General features: G+C 64.7%; 17 protein-coding genes and 1 riboswitch. Of the genes, 13 read left to right on the forward strand and 4 right to left on the reverse strand.

Features of this window, described 5'->3' with window-relative positions; all coding sequences use genetic code 11:
- Window positions 1–24 precede the first annotated feature (24 nt).
- Window positions 25–3,552, reverse strand: a complete 3,528-nt coding sequence (gene car, locus CH273_RS18220; protein ID WP_052050519.1) for a carboxylic acid reductase — start codon at window positions 3,550–3,552, stop codon at window positions 25–27.
- Between the two features lie 341 nt (window positions 3,553–3,893).
- On the opposite strand from car, the gene CH273_RS18225 reads away from it, so the two are divergent.
- Both CH273_RS18225 and CH273_RS18230 read left to right on the forward strand, forming a co-directional pair.
- Window positions 3,894–5,690 (forward strand): acyl-CoA dehydrogenase, encoded by a 1,797-nt coding sequence (locus CH273_RS18225; RefSeq protein WP_032398147.1) that lies wholly within the window; start codon window positions 3,894–3,896, stop codon window positions 5,688–5,690.
- Between the two features lie 27 nt (window positions 5,691–5,717).
- A complete protein-coding gene (locus tag CH273_RS18230) occupies window positions 5,718–6,479 on the forward strand; it encodes an SDR family NAD(P)-dependent oxidoreductase (protein WP_032398146.1) in 762 nt (253 codons plus the stop codon).
- A 6-nt stretch (window positions 6,480–6,485) separates the two neighbouring features.
- Here the strand turns inward: CH273_RS18230 and CH273_RS18235 are convergent, their stop codons facing one another.
- The 3 genes from CH273_RS18235 to CH273_RS27785 form a co-directional block, all read right to left on the reverse strand.
- Window positions 6,486–7,748 (reverse strand): cupin domain-containing protein, encoded by a 1,263-nt coding sequence (locus tag CH273_RS18235; protein WP_032398145.1) that lies wholly within the window; start codon window positions 7,746–7,748, stop codon window positions 6,486–6,488.
- Window positions 7,745–8,002, reverse strand: coding sequence for a hypothetical protein (locus tag CH273_RS18240; RefSeq protein ID WP_032398144.1), 258 nt, complete (start codon window positions 8,000–8,002; stop codon window positions 7,745–7,747). The genes CH273_RS18235 and CH273_RS18240 overlap by 4 nt, the downstream gene beginning before the upstream one ends.
- 103 nt (window positions 8,003–8,105) lie before the next feature.
- Window positions 8,106–8,264: a hypothetical protein gene (locus CH273_RS27785; RefSeq protein WP_179275515.1), complete on the reverse strand. Its 159-nt coding sequence runs from the start codon at window positions 8,262–8,264 to the stop codon at window positions 8,106–8,108.
- Window positions 8,265–8,308: 44 nt separating this feature from the next.
- Here CH273_RS27785 and idi point away from each other — a divergent pair, with 44 nt between their 5' ends.
- The 11 genes from idi (at window position 8,309) to CH273_RS18295 (ending at window position 15,711) form a co-directional block, all read left to right on the forward strand.
- Window positions 8,309–8,917, forward strand: coding sequence for an isopentenyl-diphosphate Delta-isomerase (gene idi / locus CH273_RS18245; RefSeq protein ID WP_032398143.1), 609 nt, complete (start codon window positions 8,309–8,311; stop codon window positions 8,915–8,917).
- A gap of 27 nt (window positions 8,918–8,944) precedes the next feature.
- A complete protein-coding gene (locus tag CH273_RS18250) occupies window positions 8,945–9,580 on the forward strand; it encodes an NUDIX hydrolase (protein WP_094638040.1) in 636 nt (211 codons plus the stop codon).
- A 60-nt stretch (window positions 9,581–9,640) separates the two neighbouring features.
- Complete coding sequence (locus CH273_RS18255) at window positions 9,641–10,243, forward strand: CDP-alcohol phosphatidyltransferase family protein (RefSeq protein WP_032398142.1); 603 nt, start codon at window positions 9,641–9,643, stop codon at window positions 10,241–10,243.
- Between the two features lie 65 nt (window positions 10,244–10,308).
- The gene (locus CH273_RS18260) at window positions 10,309–11,124 is read left to right on the forward strand and encodes a DUF881 domain-containing protein (protein WP_230597023.1); all 816 of its coding nucleotides are present in this window, start codon (window positions 10,309–10,311) and stop codon (window positions 11,122–11,124) included.
- The gene (locus tag CH273_RS18265; protein ID WP_082322665.1) at window positions 11,121–11,549 is read left to right on the forward strand and encodes a small basic family protein; all 429 of its coding nucleotides are present in this window, start codon (window positions 11,121–11,123) and stop codon (window positions 11,547–11,549) included. Before CH273_RS18260 ends, CH273_RS18265 begins: the two co-directional genes overlap by 4 nt.
- Before the next feature lie 3 nt (window positions 11,550–11,552).
- Window positions 11,553–12,302: a DUF881 domain-containing protein gene (locus CH273_RS18270; protein WP_032398140.1), complete on the forward strand. Its 750-nt coding sequence runs from the start codon at window positions 11,553–11,555 to the stop codon at window positions 12,300–12,302.
- Between the two features lie 41 nt (window positions 12,303–12,343).
- Complete coding sequence (gcvH, locus tag CH273_RS18275) at window positions 12,344–12,748, forward strand: glycine cleavage system protein GcvH (RefSeq protein ID WP_032398139.1); 405 nt, start codon at window positions 12,344–12,346, stop codon at window positions 12,746–12,748.
- A 213-nt stretch (window positions 12,749–12,961) separates the two neighbouring features.
- Window positions 12,962–13,459, forward strand: a complete 498-nt coding sequence (gene odhI, locus CH273_RS18280; RefSeq protein ID WP_032398138.1) for an oxoglutarate dehydrogenase inhibitor Odhl — start codon at window positions 12,962–12,964, stop codon at window positions 13,457–13,459.
- Entirely contained in the window at window positions 13,456–14,193 is a 738-nt protein-coding gene (gene ftsR, locus CH273_RS18285; protein WP_032398137.1) for a transcriptional regulator FtsR, read from the forward strand. Before odhI ends, ftsR begins: the two co-directional genes overlap by 4 nt.
- Before the next feature lie 89 nt (window positions 14,194–14,282).
- Window positions 14,283–14,756, forward strand: coding sequence for a bifunctional nuclease family protein (locus tag CH273_RS18290; RefSeq protein ID WP_032398136.1), 474 nt, complete (start codon window positions 14,283–14,285; stop codon window positions 14,754–14,756).
- Between the two features lie 397 nt (window positions 14,757–15,153).
- Window positions 15,154–15,711 (forward strand): MerR family transcriptional regulator, encoded by a 558-nt coding sequence (locus CH273_RS18295; protein WP_052050517.1) that lies wholly within the window; start codon window positions 15,154–15,156, stop codon window positions 15,709–15,711.
- An 11-nt stretch (window positions 15,712–15,722) separates the two neighbouring features.
- Window positions 15,723–15,820, forward strand: a riboswitch (glycine riboswitch).
- Window positions 15,821–15,844 lie beyond the last annotated feature (24 nt).

A 15,844-nucleotide genomic window follows, 5' to 3' on the forward strand; every position in this document is an offset into this window, starting at 1 on the left:
GTACGGCCCGCATCGGGAACTGCTCTAGCGTGTGCTCACGAGCTCGAGCGCCACCAGATCGGAGAGATATTTCTCGATCAGTTCGCGTCCGAGGTGCGGAATGTCCCCGACGGCGGAGGCGAACTCGTCGGCAGGCAGGATCGCTCCGGACGACGGGTGTTGCGGACGTGCGTACGAGTCGATCAACGGGAGCAGCGAGTGCGAACGCTGCTTCTCCGGCAGAGCCTCGACTGCAGCGTTGAAACGCTCGAACCATTCGTCGTAGTTCTCGACGATCTCGATGTCGCGACCTGCATCCCGGATCCAGTCGACGAACGTATCGAGTGAGATGTCGTCGTCGTGTGGGTTGAGGATGTCGAAGGTTCGGTAGCCCGAGGTATCACCACCTGCGATCGACGTGATGGCCGACGCACTGAAATCGGCCGGCAGTCCGTCGTAGTGGGCCAGCGGGCGCCCCTTCTCGTCGGTGGGCGCGCCGGTGTCGGTGGCGTAGAACGTGTGCGGAGCCAGACCGGTTGCAACGACCGACAGGATCAGACGCGTGAACACGTCCGGCACGTTGAGCTGGCCCGTCCATGTGCTGTGCGCCAGAATCATGTCCGAGCGGAAGACCGAGACGGGCAGTCCGAATTCGTCGAACGCATTGCGCAACAGCACTTCACCGGCCCACTTGGAGTTGCCGTAGCCGTTGGCGTACGAATCGTCCACCGCCCGCGATGGGCTGTCGACGCGGATGTCGCCGTTCTCTCGGAATTCCTCGACGCCCGCTGCGACGGCCACCGTCGACAGATAGGTCACGGGCTTGACATGGTCGGTCAGCGCCAGCCGGATGATCTCGGCCGTGCCGACGACGTTGGGTCCGAAGAGGTGCTCGTACGGCAGGGCATGGTTGACGAGCGCGGCCGGGTGGACGATGCGATCCGCCCGTTCGGCCAGTGTCTCGAAACTGTCGCGGTCCAGGCCGAAGTGAGGTGTCCCGAGATCGCCCGCCACGACCTCGAGTGCGGCGTCGGCCAAGGTTCGATAGCGCTCCGACAGTTGTGCGTCTCCGCTGTCGAACGCTGCATCGAGTCGAGCTCGCGCGTCGGAATCGGTGCGCCCGCGCACCAGACAGATCACCTTTCCGCCGGTCTCGGCCATGCGCCCCAACCATTCCAGGCAGAGGAAACGACCGAGGTATCCGTTGGCGCCGGTGAGCAAGACCGTGCCGGTCTGTTCTCGCGGGCCGGCAATTCGGTGTGCGGCGTCGAGAAGGGCGTCGTCGAGAAAAGCTGACAGACGCAGGTCGGAGGCTCGTGCCACAGCGGCACCGCGGCCGTGCACCGAGGCGAACGTCGCTGTGTCGGAATCGTTGTCCCGGGCCGAGGAGATGTACTCGGCCAGCGCTGCCAGGTCCATGGCGGGCCCGGTGATCACCCCGACCGGAACATCGACATCGTAGATCTCACGGAGAAGCGTGGAGAACGTCAACGCCGACAACGAATCTCCGCCCAAGTCGCTGAAGTGCGCGTCGGGACGAATATCGGACCCGGCGCATCCCAGCAGGGCCTGGGCCGCGTCGCCGACGGTGGTCAGAACGGGGGCATCGGCACCGGTACGCCTGAGTTCGCGTAGGCGATCGTTCTGACCGGTTTCGAGTTCCGCGTAGCGACGTTCGAGTTCTTTTCCGTAGCGCTCGACGAGTTTGGGTCGCAGTTGCTTACCTGCCCCGGACAAGAGTCCGTTCTCCTGCGTGAACGGGTCGTGTTCGATGACTACTTCACGTGGAATCTCGTACGAATTCAGCGCTTCCGTGCGTGCGATCTGCTGCAACGATTCGATGACCGAACCCGCAGTCGTGTCCGGGTCGGCCGGTACTACAACTGCCAGAAGGTATGCCCGCTGGCTGTTGCCGTACACGAATATCTGATTCACCAGCTCGCTGGTGCCGAACAGGGCTTCCAGGCGCGCCAGCGCGACGAACTCGCCCTGAGCCAGTTTCAGAACGTTCTTGCGTCGGTCGACGTAGGCGAGTCGGTCCGGCTCGATCTCGGCGACGACGTCGCCGGTGCGATAGAAGCCCTCGGAGTCGAAGACGTCGGCCGTGACGTCCGGGCGCTTGTAGTAACCGGGAATGATGGAGGTCGTCTTGAGCAGGAGCTCACCGCGCGGATGCGGTGTGTCGGTGGAGAAGTAGCCGAGTTCGGGTACGTCGTCGAGCTTGTATTCGATCACCGGCGGCCGCTGAACGACGCCGTCGTGCAACACCATTCCGGCTTCTGTGGAGCCGTAGTTGTCGCGCACCCGAATATCGAGCAGCTCGGAGACGAAGTCCTTCACCTCGTCGGCAATCGGCGCGGTACCGACCATCGCTGCGAGGACGCGACCGCCGAACTGTTCGATCCTGTTGCGCTCCAGCACTTCTCGTCGCGTCCTGTCGGCGTCGCCACCGGCAGTGCGTTCGGTTTCCCGGTCGATCTCGGCGAGAACGTTGTGCCGAATCATCTCGCAGACCCGCGGGATCAACAGTGCCATCGTGGGCCGAGCGAGCGCGAAATCCTCGAAAAGGGTGGACAGGTCGCTCGCCCCGGCGAAGTGGACGGTGCCGCCTGCTGCAAGAGTCGAGAAGACGAGGCCACGGCCGGCCAGGTGACTCATCGGAAGATAGTCGAGAGTGATGACCGGGAAGGCAGGCCCGTCCGTGGACTCGGAGGAAGCTCCGGTGTGGTGCCAGGCGCCGGTCCAGGCTCCGCACACGATTCGCTCGGTGTGCATCGCTCCCTTGGGGGTCCCGGTGCTGCCGGAGGTGTAGATCAGTGTCGCGAGTCGGTCGGGATCCTCGGCATCGGGTAGGGGAACCGACGGTAGTTGCGCCCCGTCGCGAACCAACTCGGTAAGCGGACGAACGAAGACTCCCGCCTGTTCGGCATCGCTGCGCGCGGTCTCCATGATCTGTGTGTGTGCGTCGATCGCACCGTCGTAATCGAGGACGACGATTCGTCGGATGGATCGACAATGAGTGGCAACCTGGACCGCGACGGACAGATTGTCGACATCGGCTGCCAGGACGACGGGCTCGACTTCCGCGGCGATGGCCGAGAGTTGGCCCGCGCTGGCACCGGCCTGCAGAGGAACGGCGATAGCGCCGAGCCGAATCGTGGCCAATTCCGCGACGACGTAGTCGGCACTCGCGAATCCCAGGGTTGCGAAGAAGTCTCCCGAAGCGATGCCGAATGCATCGTGCGTCAATGCCGATGCCAGTGCACCTGCGTCGTTCCAGGCTCGGCCGTAGGTGACGGTTTCGAAGCGCGGGAGCAGGCGGAGAGTGTTCGTGTCGTCGACTCGTGCGATCTCCCGGGCCCGGCGGCCGAGTGCCGGCCGATCGGAGTAGCGCGTCATGATCTCGGCAACCACGCGGGCCAGGTTGGGCGACAACTCCTGGGCGGCGTCGGCCACTGCGCTGTCCGGTTCGGCGGCTCGGAACTCGTCATCGATCCGGTGGAGCTCGGTGAAGCGATCGCGCCCTCTGATCTCTCGGTCACGTTCGCTGTCGACGGCCAGTGTGTGCGTCATGCTCGACTCCCCTCCGACGATGCGCACCGGAACAGCCGGGCGCTGTCGATTGCTCGATCTAATATCGTTATCAAAGGTAAGCATATGCCGATGTGGCTTTTTTGAATCGTGATGCTGCTCATAGTCCGATTCGCCGTAATTGTCTGCCCGGCTGCGGCTTTCGACATTGCCCCGGTCGACCGCCCGCAGCCAGGACCGTTTGTCGCGACGCTCGGCGTGGCCGTCGCAACGCGACTTGTATGGTGAGGAAAGTAGTCACGTGCGTCACAGCGCTCACGCAGGAGTGGAACCTTCGGAACGACCCATGCGGTGGCGGTGCCCCCTCTCGATCGGAGAAGTGAATGTCGGACGTCCTCTCGCGACGCGACCTGGATTTTCTGCTGTACGAATGGTTGGACGTGGCGGCACTGACTGCTCGACCTCGGTTCGCAGAGCACTCGAAGGAGACCTTCGACGCGGTCCTCGATCTCAGCGCGGATATCGCCCGCAAGCACTTCGCGCCGCACAACAAGAAGGCGGACGCGCAGGAGCCGACGATGAACGCGGACGGTTCGGTGGAGCTGATACCGGAAGTGAAGGCAGCGCTCGATGTCTATGCGTCGGCGGGTTTGATCGCCGGGCAGTTCGACGAGTCGATCGGCGGCATGCAACTGCCAGCGACCGTCTCCCGGGCAGCGATGGCGTTCTTTCAGGCCGCCAACGCCGGGACCTCCTCGTACCCGTTTCTCACCATGGCCAACGCCAACCTGATCGCGGCGTACGGCACGCCGGATCAGGTGCGAGATTACGTCCGGCCGATGCTGGACGGGCGCTGGTTCGGCACCATGTGTCTGTCGGAACCGCAGGCCGGCTCGTCACTGGCCGACATCACGACCAAAGCAGTACCGCAGGACGACGGTAGCTTCCGAATCACCGGCACCAAGATGTGGATTTCGGGTGGAGATCACGAACTGACCGAGAACATCGTTCACCTGGTGCTCGCCAAGACGCCGGGCGGACCGCCGGGGGTCAAGGGAATCTCTCTGTTCATCGTTCCCAAATTCCTTCCCGATGGCAGCGGGGGTACGGGCGAGCGCAACGACATCGTGCTCACCGGCCTCAATCACAAGATGGGCAACCGCGGCACCACGAACACGCTGCTGGCGTTCGGCGACGGAACCCACTCTCCCGGTGGGCAACCCGGAGCGGTCGGCTTCCTCGTCGCCGAGGAGAACCGCGGATTGTCGTACATGTTCCACATGATGAACGAGGCGCGGATCGGCGTCGGATTCCTTGCGATAGCCCTCGGCTACGTCGGCTACCTGAAGTCGGTGGAGTATGCGAAGACCCGTACGCAGGGCCGACCACTCGGCGCCAAGGATCCGGCTGCACCTGCGGTCGCGCTGATCGAACACGCCGACGTTCGGCGAATGTTGTTGGCGCAGAAGTCCTACGTCGAAGGGGCGCTGGCGCTCGGACTCTACTGTTCGCGCCTGGTCGATCATCAGGACTCTGCGTCCGACGATGCCGAAGCAGCACGATCGACGTTGCTGCTCGACGTACTGACGCCGATCGCCAAGAGCTGGCCGTCGCAGTGGTGCCTCGAAGCCAACAGTCTGGCCATTCAGGTGCACGGCGGCTACGGATACACCCGCGACTACGACGTCGAACAGCACTACCGCGACAATCGACTCAACCCGATTCACGAAGGCACACACGGTATTCAAGGTCTGGATCTGCTCGGGCGGAAGGTGATCATGCAGGGCGGCGCTGGATTGGCTCTGCTGGCCGAACACATCGGGCAGACAGTCGATCGGGCGCACTCGGGAGGCGGTGACGCTGCTCGTTACGCGGACGAACTGCACGCACGCGTCGGCAGAATCGTCGAGGTCACCGCTGCGGTGTGGGGCACGGGCGATGCCGCTGTGGCACTGGCGAACTCCACGGCGTACCTGGAGGCGATGGGGCACACGGTCATCGCCTGGATGTGGCTCGAGCAGTTGCTGGCCGTCGGCACGAAGACCGGAGACTTCTACGACGGAAAGCGTTCCGCAGCAAAATACTTCTACGTCTACGAATTGCCGAAGGTGGACGTCCAACTCGACCTGTTGGCGAAGCTGGACCGCACCACCCTCGATATGTCACCCGCTTGGTTCTGATCAACAGTCACAAGGAGATTCACACATATGTCGATCTTGGACAAATTCCGCCTGGACGGTCGCGTCGTCATCGTCACCGGTGCATCCTCCGGACTGGGCGTGGCCTTCGCCAAAGCAGCCGCCGAGGCGGGAGCGGATGTGGTGCTCGCCGCACGGAGAGTGGACAAGTTGGCGCAGACCGCCGAGTTGATCGACAGCGTCGGAGGGCGCTCGATCACGGTCGCCACCGACGTGGTCGACCCGGATCAGTGCACCGCGATGGTCGAGTCCGCGATGGCGGAGTTCGGGAAGGTGGACGTGCTGATCAACAACGCCGGAGTCGGCACGGCCTATCCGGCAACTCGTGAGACGCCCGAGCAGTTCCGCTCGGTGATCGACATCAATCTGAACGGTTCGTACTGGGCAGCTCAGGCTTGTGGACGGGTGATGGCACCCGGCAGTTCGATCGTGAACATCTCGAGCATTCTGGGGCTGACGACGGCGGGCCTACCGCAGGCGGCCTACAGCGCCAGCAAAGCGGCCATCGTCGGCCTCACCCGCGATCTCGCTCAGCAGTGGGGCGCACGTAAAGGCATCAGGGTCAACGCGATTGCGCCAGGATTCTTCCAGAGCGAGATGACGGACTCGTACCGGCCTGGATACCTCGACTCGATGGCTCCGCGAATGATCCTCGGACGCAAGGGTGATCCGGAGGAGCTGGCCGCAACCGCGATCTGGCTCGCCTCGGACGCCGGGGGATACGTGACGGGTCAGACCATCGCGGTCGACGGCGGGATCACGATCACCTGACCGCTGCTACGACGTTGCCGTCACCGCGATCCCTTCGCGGATCAGTCTGCGCGCAACCACGCATGCGTCCTCGGTGTCGAGGCCCGGCATCGAATCGAGGCGGCACGGAGCGCCCTTCATCAGGCTCTCGATCGCGTCGGCGCACTGAGACGGCAGCGTGACCGTTTTGTTCCTGAGCACCATCGATACGCCGTCGTTCGTGTGCGAGATCCGCGCGAAGATGCCGGGCCGCAATCGAATCGAGTTGTCGCCCCGCAGCGCACCCATCGCTGCGACGCTCGCCAGTGGACGGACCGGTTCCGGTCTGACGAGGTCGTCGTGACGATCTGCGACGCGTTCGGCGAGACGACGTACCGCGTCGGGGTCTCGGTCGATCTCGTCGAGCGCGGCGCGCATGGCGTCCACAACTCGGTGTACATGTGGGACGATGGACTCAGGGTCGGAGTGGTCGAGGCCGGCAGGGAGGGGAGCACGCAGACTCTCGACGTCGCCGAGCGCCTTCAGCACGTGGTGGGCGAGGTCGTAGTCGTTGTACGACGCGACGCCGATGGTCAAGTGCACGGTGGTGTCGCCGAGCGCTTGCGCAGAATGGATCCATCCGCGCGGCAGATAGAGCACGTCGCCGGGCTCCAGGACGACGTCCAGTTCGGGAGTGTTCGATGCATGGTCTTCGACGGCCGACCGTCGATCCGACCACGGTTGATTGTTGAGCGGATGCACGTGCACCGGCGAGTGAATGCTCCACCGCTTGGTCCCCGCGATCTGGACGACGAACACATCGTGCACGTCGTAGTGCGGTGAGAAGCCCTGGGACGCAGCCGGTGTGACGTACGAGTTCACCTGCACCGGATGACCCAGCTCGCGAACGAGATCGCCGACGAAATGAATCAGCGGTGGCCACAGCCGGTGGAGGCCCTGCAGAACCAGCGTGTTCCCGGCAGCGAACGCAGCCAGCACCGCACCCGAATCCACCTGATCGGTCACCTCTGCTCCGAACCCGCCGGAGGCCGTGAACTGCGTTTTGTCCAGCAGACGGCCGTCCTTGGCCATCCGCACGAACGGGGTACGCACACCGCGTTCGGCTATCAGCTCGTCCACTGCGTCGAGTGTCATCAGATCGTCGAACGACCCCGGCAGTTCGGCGGATCGGGTGAGTTTGGGTGCGACTCCCCAGAACCGGTCTGCGAACTCCCCGAAGTCGGTACCGGTGAGACGACCGAGCGCGGACCGGTTTCCCGATCCGCGCTCGCCGCTCGGCTCAGTGCTCAAGCGGTGCCGTCCGCACCGCCGTCGTGCCCATTGGGGTTGGATCCGCCGTCGGCCGGGCCCTCGCCCGCACCGGCGGGGCCGTCTGCTCCGCCGTCGTGTCCGTCAGGATTGGATCCACCGTCGGCCGGCCCTTCACCGGCTCCGGCGGGGCCGTCTGCTCCGCCGTCATGACCACCGGGGTTCGATCCGCCGTCTGCGGGTCCTTCGCCTGCGGCTCCGCCCGTGGTGGTGATGTCGTCGTCGTTGATGCTCATCGAAGTCCTTCCGGTCGTAACGGTTCGTGTACCCGCGCAGCGCGAGAACACCGGGGGTATTGACGCAAACTCTGCTTCTCAAACAGCGGTCGCGCCGTGAATCTCAGGCAGAGTCGTCGGCGATCTCGGGCGCGTTCTCCCGCGTCGCCATCCCGCCTCCGCCGCCGCCGTCCACGGGCCCTGGTCGGCCGCCCTTCGGCGTGTCCGAGGCCTTCTCGGACTCGGTCGGGTTCTCGTTGTCGGTGTTCTCGTCGCGTCCCATGGTTCGACAGTAGACCGCCGCGAAGGCCGTGGGACCATGGAACGATGGATCGATCCCGAGCGCAGCACGTGGTGCTGCTCGACGACGAAGGCCGTGCCGTCGGCACACACGACAAGACCACCGTTCACACGCTGGACACGCCACTTCACCTGGCATTTTCCAGCTACGTGGTGAGAGCGGACGGCGCTGTTCTTCTCACGCGTAGGGCGTCGAGCAAGACGACGTGGCCCGGGGTGCTGACCAATACGTGTTGTGGCCACCCGGCTCCGGGAGAGAAGCTCGACGATGCCGTACTGCGCCGGATCGGTGAAGAACTCGGCCTTCGTGCGGAATCCGCCGAGTTGGTACTGCCGCACTTCCGGTACCGGGCCGTCATGGACAACGGAATAGTCGAGAACGAGATATGTCCGGTGTACCGAGTGCAAGTCGACGAGCACGCGACACTCGATCCGGATCCGGCCGAGGTGGACGAGACTCGGTGGGTGTCGTGGCGTGAGTTCTCCGCAGGGGTGCTCGGCGGCACGATCGATGTATCACCTTGGTGCCGAACGCAGGTGGAGCAGTTGGCCGCTCTGGCCGACGAGCCACTCGGCTGGCCTGCGTCGCCGGACGACCTGCTACCACCCGCCGCCCGGCCCGCCGATACCCGCTGATCTCGTCGGGCCTCTAGGGTTCGTACTGTGACTGACGACGATTCGGGTAGGCCGAACGAGGACCTGCTCGATCGAGCGTCCATCGCGCGCGAACTCGGCCGTTTCTCCCATCGCACCGCCGAATCCGGCGGACTGCGCGCCGCTGCCGTCGCCGTTGCGGTCGGTGGACCGCCGGGGGACAGGCGCATGCTCTTGACGAGGCGGCCGGATCGGTTGCGCGCGCATCCGGGCCAGTACGCGTTGCCCGGCGGCGGGGTGGACCCGGGCGAATCCACGATGCAGGCCTGTTTGCGGGAACTGGCCGAGGAGTTGGGGATTCGAGCCGAGGAGACCGACGTTCTCGGAAGGTTGGACGACTACGTCACTCGATCCGGGTATGTCATCACTCCGTTCGTGGTGTGGGTCGGCGATTACTCGTCCACGTTGTTGCCCAGTGAGGACGAGGTGGCCGAAGTGTTCGAGGTGACGGTCGACGAACTCGACGTCGACGCCCAGTTCGTGTCGATTCCGGAATCGACACGTCCGGTCATTCGCTGGCCGTACCGAACCGGGGCCATCCACGCTCCGACCGGTGCGATCGTCCACCAGTTTCGTGAGGTGGCGCTGCACGGTCGACACACCCGAGTCGCGGACTTCGAGCAGCCGGTGTTCGCGTGGCGCTAACGTGGCCGCAGGCCCGGTGCGCACACCGCGGCGAGCAGGACGACAAGGAGGTGATCGCCGATGACGAACGACCGTGAGCTCGAGGTATCGGATCGCATCGCGACCATTCCCAACCTGCTCAGCGCAATCCGTCTGTTGGGCGTTCCGCTGTTCCTCTACCTGATGCTTGGCCCCGAGGCCGATGGGTGGGCGTTGGTGATACTGCTCGTCAGCGGTGGAACCGATTGGCTCGACGGCAAATTGGCTCGCATGCTCGGCCAGGCATCGAAGCTGGGTGCCATTCTCGATCCGCTGGTCGATCGGCTCTACGTCGTCAGCACTCTGGTGGCGTTCGTTCTGCGCGGCATCATTCCCTGGTGGGTTGCGGCCATACTCATCGGGCGCGACGCCGTGCTCGGATTGACGATGTTCGTCTACCGCCGCCGGTCTCTTCCGCCTCCGGACGTCATCTATCTCGGTAAGGCCGCCACGTTCGTGGTGATGATCGCGCTGCCGGTCCTGCTGGTATCGGCCGGCAGCAATTCGGTGGCGGAGGCCGCGGGACCGCTCGGATACGCGTTGCTGATCTGGGGCACGGCGCTGTACACCTGGACCGGTCTGCTGTATCTCGGCAAAGCGATCGCCGTCGCCAGGGCAATCGATCCGACTGTTGCCGGCACCTGACGGTGGAGCCCGCGGAACGACCAGGGCGGTCGAGTTCACAGGTCAGGAGGAATCCGGTCCCGTCGTTGTTGACGTCGTTGCTGACCGACCATCTGGACCCGGGATACGACGCCGCGGCCGCCGAACGTAGTGCGCAGCACACCCGCAAGCCGCGGGTTCCTGCGGCGTTCTGGTTGTTGGGGGGTGCCGTCGTCGTCGGGGTGATCTTCGGCATCGCGTTCTCGCAACTGGCGTCCGGAGCAGCCGATGTCGACCGTGCGGGTGCCGATGCGTCGGCTGCTGTTCGAGCCGCGCAGGATCGCAGCGCCGATTTGGAAGTGACGCAGCAGGCACTGGCCGAAGAAGTGTCCTCGGAGCGTGAGAGAGCCCTTCGGTCCGATGTCTCGGGCAGTGCGCTGCTGGAACGGTTGAGTGCTGTCGAGTCCGCTGCTGGCATCGATCGGGTGTCCGGACCTGGGCTCTCGGTCGTCGTCACCGAACCGGTTGTCGAGGACGACACGTCGGATCGGTCGGTTCGCCGGGGTTCGGGCGCAGCCGTGCTCGATCGGGACATCGCTGCGATAGTCAATTCGTTGTGGGCGAGCGGGGCGGAGGCGGTATCGGTGGACGGTGTTCGAGTCGGACCGAACGTCACCATCCGGCAGGCGGGTGGGGCGATGCTGCTGGACAATCGCCCGATCGACTCACCGTACGAGATCGACGCGATCGGGCCGCCGCAGCGTATTCAGGTCCAGTTCGTCGTCAGCGACGCCTATCTGCGGATGAGTACGGTGGCGCAGTTGTACGGCGTCGGATTCACGGTGCGCCCGGCAACCGATCTCGAACTCGGTCCCGCTGCTGTGAGAGAGTCGTTCGAGGCAGAGGAGGCAGGCCCACGATGACGGAGCACGATCCACCGAATGCCGTACCGGCCGAGTCCGAGGTGCAGGTGTCGTCGGATGCGCCGATCACTCCGACCCACGGTATCTATGCCCTCGCAGCGATCGCCGCACTGGTGGTCGGCGTCGTCATCGGGACGGTCGCGGGTCCTCAGGTTCCCGCTGTGGTTGCGCCGTATCTGCCGATCGCCGTCGTCCCGGCGATCGATGCAGTGTTCGGTGGTGTACGGGCTTTCCTCGACGGAATCTTCGACGCCAAGGTGTTCGTGATTTCGTTCGTGTTCAACGTACTGGTCGCGGCCTTGATCGTGTGGCTCGGTGACCAGCTCGGGGTGGGAACTCAGCTGTCCACGGCAATCGTCGTAGTCCTCGGAATTCGTATCTTCGGCAATGCTGCCGCCCTACGCCGACGTCTGTTCGGTGCCTAGACCATGACGGCAGGCGGCAGTCGACACGGATGGCGTGCGCGGCGTCCCGAGGCAGAAGGGCGAAGGCGCGGAGCGGTATTCGGCTTTCTGGCGCTCGCGCTGCTGTGCGTCCTCGGAATCGGCCTCGCAACGCAGGTACGAGAGACGAGCACGACCGATGGCCTGGAGAACTCCCGGCCCGAGGACCTTCTGGTCGTCCTGGACACCCTGACCCGACGCGAGGCGTCCATCCGGGACGAGATCGGCACCCTGCAGGCCACCCTGGCGACACTGCGTCAGTCCGGTTCGGGATCGGAGGCAGCAGTGGCCGAAGCGCAGGAGCGACTGTCCGCGTTGTCGATTCAAGTCGGCACCGTCGCGGCCCAGGGGCCGGGGGTGACACTGGTGATCGAGGACCCGAATTCGGGCGTCGGATCGGACATGCTGCTCGACGCGATGCAGGAGTTGCGCGCGGCCGGTGCCGAAGCACTCCAGCTCGAGGGCGGCGGAAGTGCCGTGCGCATCGGTGTCGACTCGTGGATCGCCGGTTCTGCGGGTCGGGTGGTGGTCGACGGGCGAGAACTGCGTGCCCCGTACACCTTCACTGCCATCGGAGACCCGCCGACTCTCGCATCGGCACTGAACATTCCCGGAGGGGTCGTGGACACGGTGACTCGCAACGGTGCAACGTCGAACATCGCGCAGTCGGACCAGGTCACGGTGTCCGCCTTGCGGGACCCGCGCCCGCGTCAATACGCTCAGCCCGGAAACTGACCGCCTGATTGCCCCGGGCCACGATCGAAGGGAATGCCGCGTTGAGCGACATCGACACACCAGCTGATCTGTACTACACCCCCGAGCACGAGTGGGTGCAGCGCACGGGGCCTGCAACGGTGCGGATCGGTATCACCGATTTCGCGCAGTCGCAGTTGGGCGACGTGGTGTTCGTTCAGCTTCCCTCCATCGGCGACGCCGTCACCGCGGGCGAGTCTCTCGGCGAGGTCGAATCCACCAAGAGTGTCTCCGACGTGTTCAGCCCTCTGACCGCGAAAGTGGTTGCCGTGAACCAGGATCTGGACGGCGAACCGGAGAAGGTGAATTCGGGCCCCTACACCGGAGGCTGGCTGATCGACCTCGAGGTTTCGACACCGGAGGAGTTGGACGCGGCACTGGCGCAGATGCTCGATGCCGCCGGATATGCTCTCATCACGGCCGAGTGATCGGCCGGCTGTCGACACCGGCCAACAGGCCACACGGCCCCCGCCGCGCAGGGTACGGTCGACACCGAGCGAATACCCTGTCGGGGCGAAGGTCCAGCAAGCTGTACGACGCTACGCACCACCGAACGCCAAGCAACACCCGATGTGAAGACCATGTACTGCGTTACCCGCGGCGATTGCTGCCTCGGGTGAACGGACTGAGAAGGAGTAACGGTGAGCCAGAACGACAACGACAGCAACTACGGGGAGTCACCGGCAGAGACCACCTCGGTCTTCCGCGCAGATTTCCTGCAGGAGCTGGACAACTCCGCGGCCACCCAGAGCACCGAAGCTCCGGTATCGGGTGTCGAGGGGTTGCCTGTCGGTGCCGCGCTGCTCGTCGTCAAGCGGGGACCCAACGCCGGGTCACGGTTCCTGCTCGACCAGCCGACCACTTCGGCCGGTCGGCACCCCGACAGTGACATCTTCCTCGACGATGTCACCGTCAGCCGTCGGCACGCCGAGTTCCGGCAGGACGAGGACGACTTCCAGGTCGTGGACGTCGGCAGCCTCAACGGCACGTACGTCAACCGGGAGCCGGTCGACTCGGCCGTGCTGGCAAACGGTGACGAGGTCCAGATCGGCAAGTTCCGGCTGGTGTTCCTCACCGGACCGCGCGGTGGCAACGGATCTCAGGTCGGCGACACGTCTGCGGGTGCAGGAAGCCAGTGACCGCCGTCGGGCAGCAGTCCAACGGGGGGATGTCGATTGGCTCCGTCCTCGATCGACTTCGGCCCGACTTTCCTGATGTCACCATCTCGAAGATCAGATTCCTCGAAGCCGAGGGTCTGATTTCGCCCGAGCGCACACCCTCGGGGTACCGACGGTTCTCCATCGCGGACTGCGAGCGTCTGCGCTTCGTACTGACCGCGCAGCGCGATCAGTACCTGCCGCTCAAGGTCATCAAGGAACAGCTCGAAGCCATCGACCACGGGGTCGCCACCGTGGAACGGGCCGACGCGACGGTAAAGCGTCCGCGGTCGCTCACGGTCGCTGCCGGTGAGGTGTCGCCCGAGGAGTTCCTGCCCGATCGAGAGGTTCGTATCGCCAAGGCAGACCTACTCGCTCAGGCGGGGATCGACGATGCGTTTCTGACCGAGCTGCTGCGAGCCGGTTTGATCACTCCCGGGCAGGCCGGTTTCTACGACGACGGAGCGGTGACGCTCGCCCGAACCGCACACGCGATGTTGCAGTTCGGTCTCGAAGTGCGCCACCTTCGAGCGTTCAAGCTCGCGGCGGACCGCGAAGCCGGGTTGGTTGCGCAGATCGCCGGACCCGTTGCCAAGGGCCGAGACGCCGGTGCGCGCGATCGCGCGGAGGAAATGATCCGTGAGTTGGCCGCACTGTCCTTGACCTTGCACACCTGTCTTGTCAAAGCGGCGGTGCGCGGTGCGCTCGACCGGTGACGCGCTCTCGTGTCGTTTCGAATTCCAATAGACTGGGCTGAGCCGGTCTTCAGCGCAGTCCGGATTTCTCGAGTTGAGAGGCAGACACGATGAGTGAGATGCGTGTGGTCGGTATTCGTGTCGAACAACCGCAGAACCAGCCCGTGTTGCTGTTGCGTGAGGCCGACGGCGACCGGTACCTCCCGATCTGGATCGGTCAAACAGAGGCTGCTGCAATCGCTTTGGAGCAGCAGGGCGTCCAACCTGCTCGGCCCCTCACCCACGATCTCGTCAAGGACTTGATCTCGGCACTGGGGCACCGGCTCAAGGAGGTGCGCATCGTCGATCTGCAGGAGGGCACCTTCTACGCCGATCTGGTGTTCGACAAGGACATCAGAGTCTCCGCTCGGCCGTCGGATTCGGTTGCCATCGCACTTCGGGCCGGGGTGCCGATCTTCGCCGAGGAGCCCGTGTTGGCCGAAGCCGGGTTGATCATGCCCGACGAGCGCGAGGACGAGGTCGAGAAGTTCAAGGAGTTCCTCGAATCCGTGTCTCCCGACGACTTCAAAGCCACCGACGGGTAACAGAAGAGTCTCAACCTCAACTTTAGGTTCAGGTTTACGGCGCGTTGCGTTGAATCTGCACGATCGTCCCCATAACGTTCGTGCCAGTGAAGTTCATCGCCGCTGATGGTCCGATCCGGTGCAGTTCACGCCTCTTCGACAGCTGCCGAGGCGTACTCTGGCCTGGTACACGGTATGACTTCACGCGAGTACACCGAGACATCTCCAGTGTCTCGGACGGATCGCAGTACTGACTCGATCCGAACGCAGTGAGACATCCGAGAGGGAGCAGTCAGTGGGAGATCAGCCGCAGCAGCATCACGGCAGTCGAGAGTCCGCAGCCGCAGGCCGGACCGAGGACACGCTCGTCGGTGCCGATGCTCGGGTCGACACCTCCGACCAGGCGTCGAACGCCCGAATCGAAGCGCCCCAGGACATTCAACCGGGATTGTTTCCCGACGACTCCGTGCCCGACGAACTCGTGGGCTACCGCGTGCCGAGTGCCTGCCAGATCGCCGGCATCACGTACCGCCAGCTCGATTACTGGGCCCGCACCGGGCTGGTCGTGCCATCCATCCGCGGCGCAGCGGGGTCGGGAAGCCAGCGGCTGTACTCGTTCAAGGACATGCTCGTCCTCAAGATCGTCAAGCGCCTGCTCGATACCGGCATCTCGCTGCAGAACATCCGCGTCGCCGTCGACCACCTTCGCCAGCGCGGTGTGGGCGACCTCGCCAACATCACGCTGTTCTCGGACGGCACCACCGTGTACGAGTGCACGTCGGCAGAAGAAGTGGTCGACCTCCTCCAAGGCGGGCAGGGCGTGTTCGGTATCGCCGTGAACGGCGCGATGCGCGAGCTCACCGGCACCATCGCCGACTTCCCGGCCGAACGAGCCGACGGCGGTGAAAGCCAGTCGAGCCCCGAGGACGAGCTGGCGTCGCGCCGCAAGAATCGCGCGAGCCGCAAGACCGGCTAGACTTTCCTCGTCGCGCCCGCGCGGGAGAGTTCCGAGGCACCCAGTCTCGGACGCCGAAGGAGCAACACCTCCCCGTCAATCTCTCAGGCACACGGACCGTGTGGGCTTCGACAACTCTGGAAAGTGGTGGGAG

The organism is Rhodococcus sp. 05-339-2, assembly GCF_002258965.1.
GTDB lineage: Bacteria > Actinomycetota > Actinomycetes > Mycobacteriales > Mycobacteriaceae > Rhodococcoides.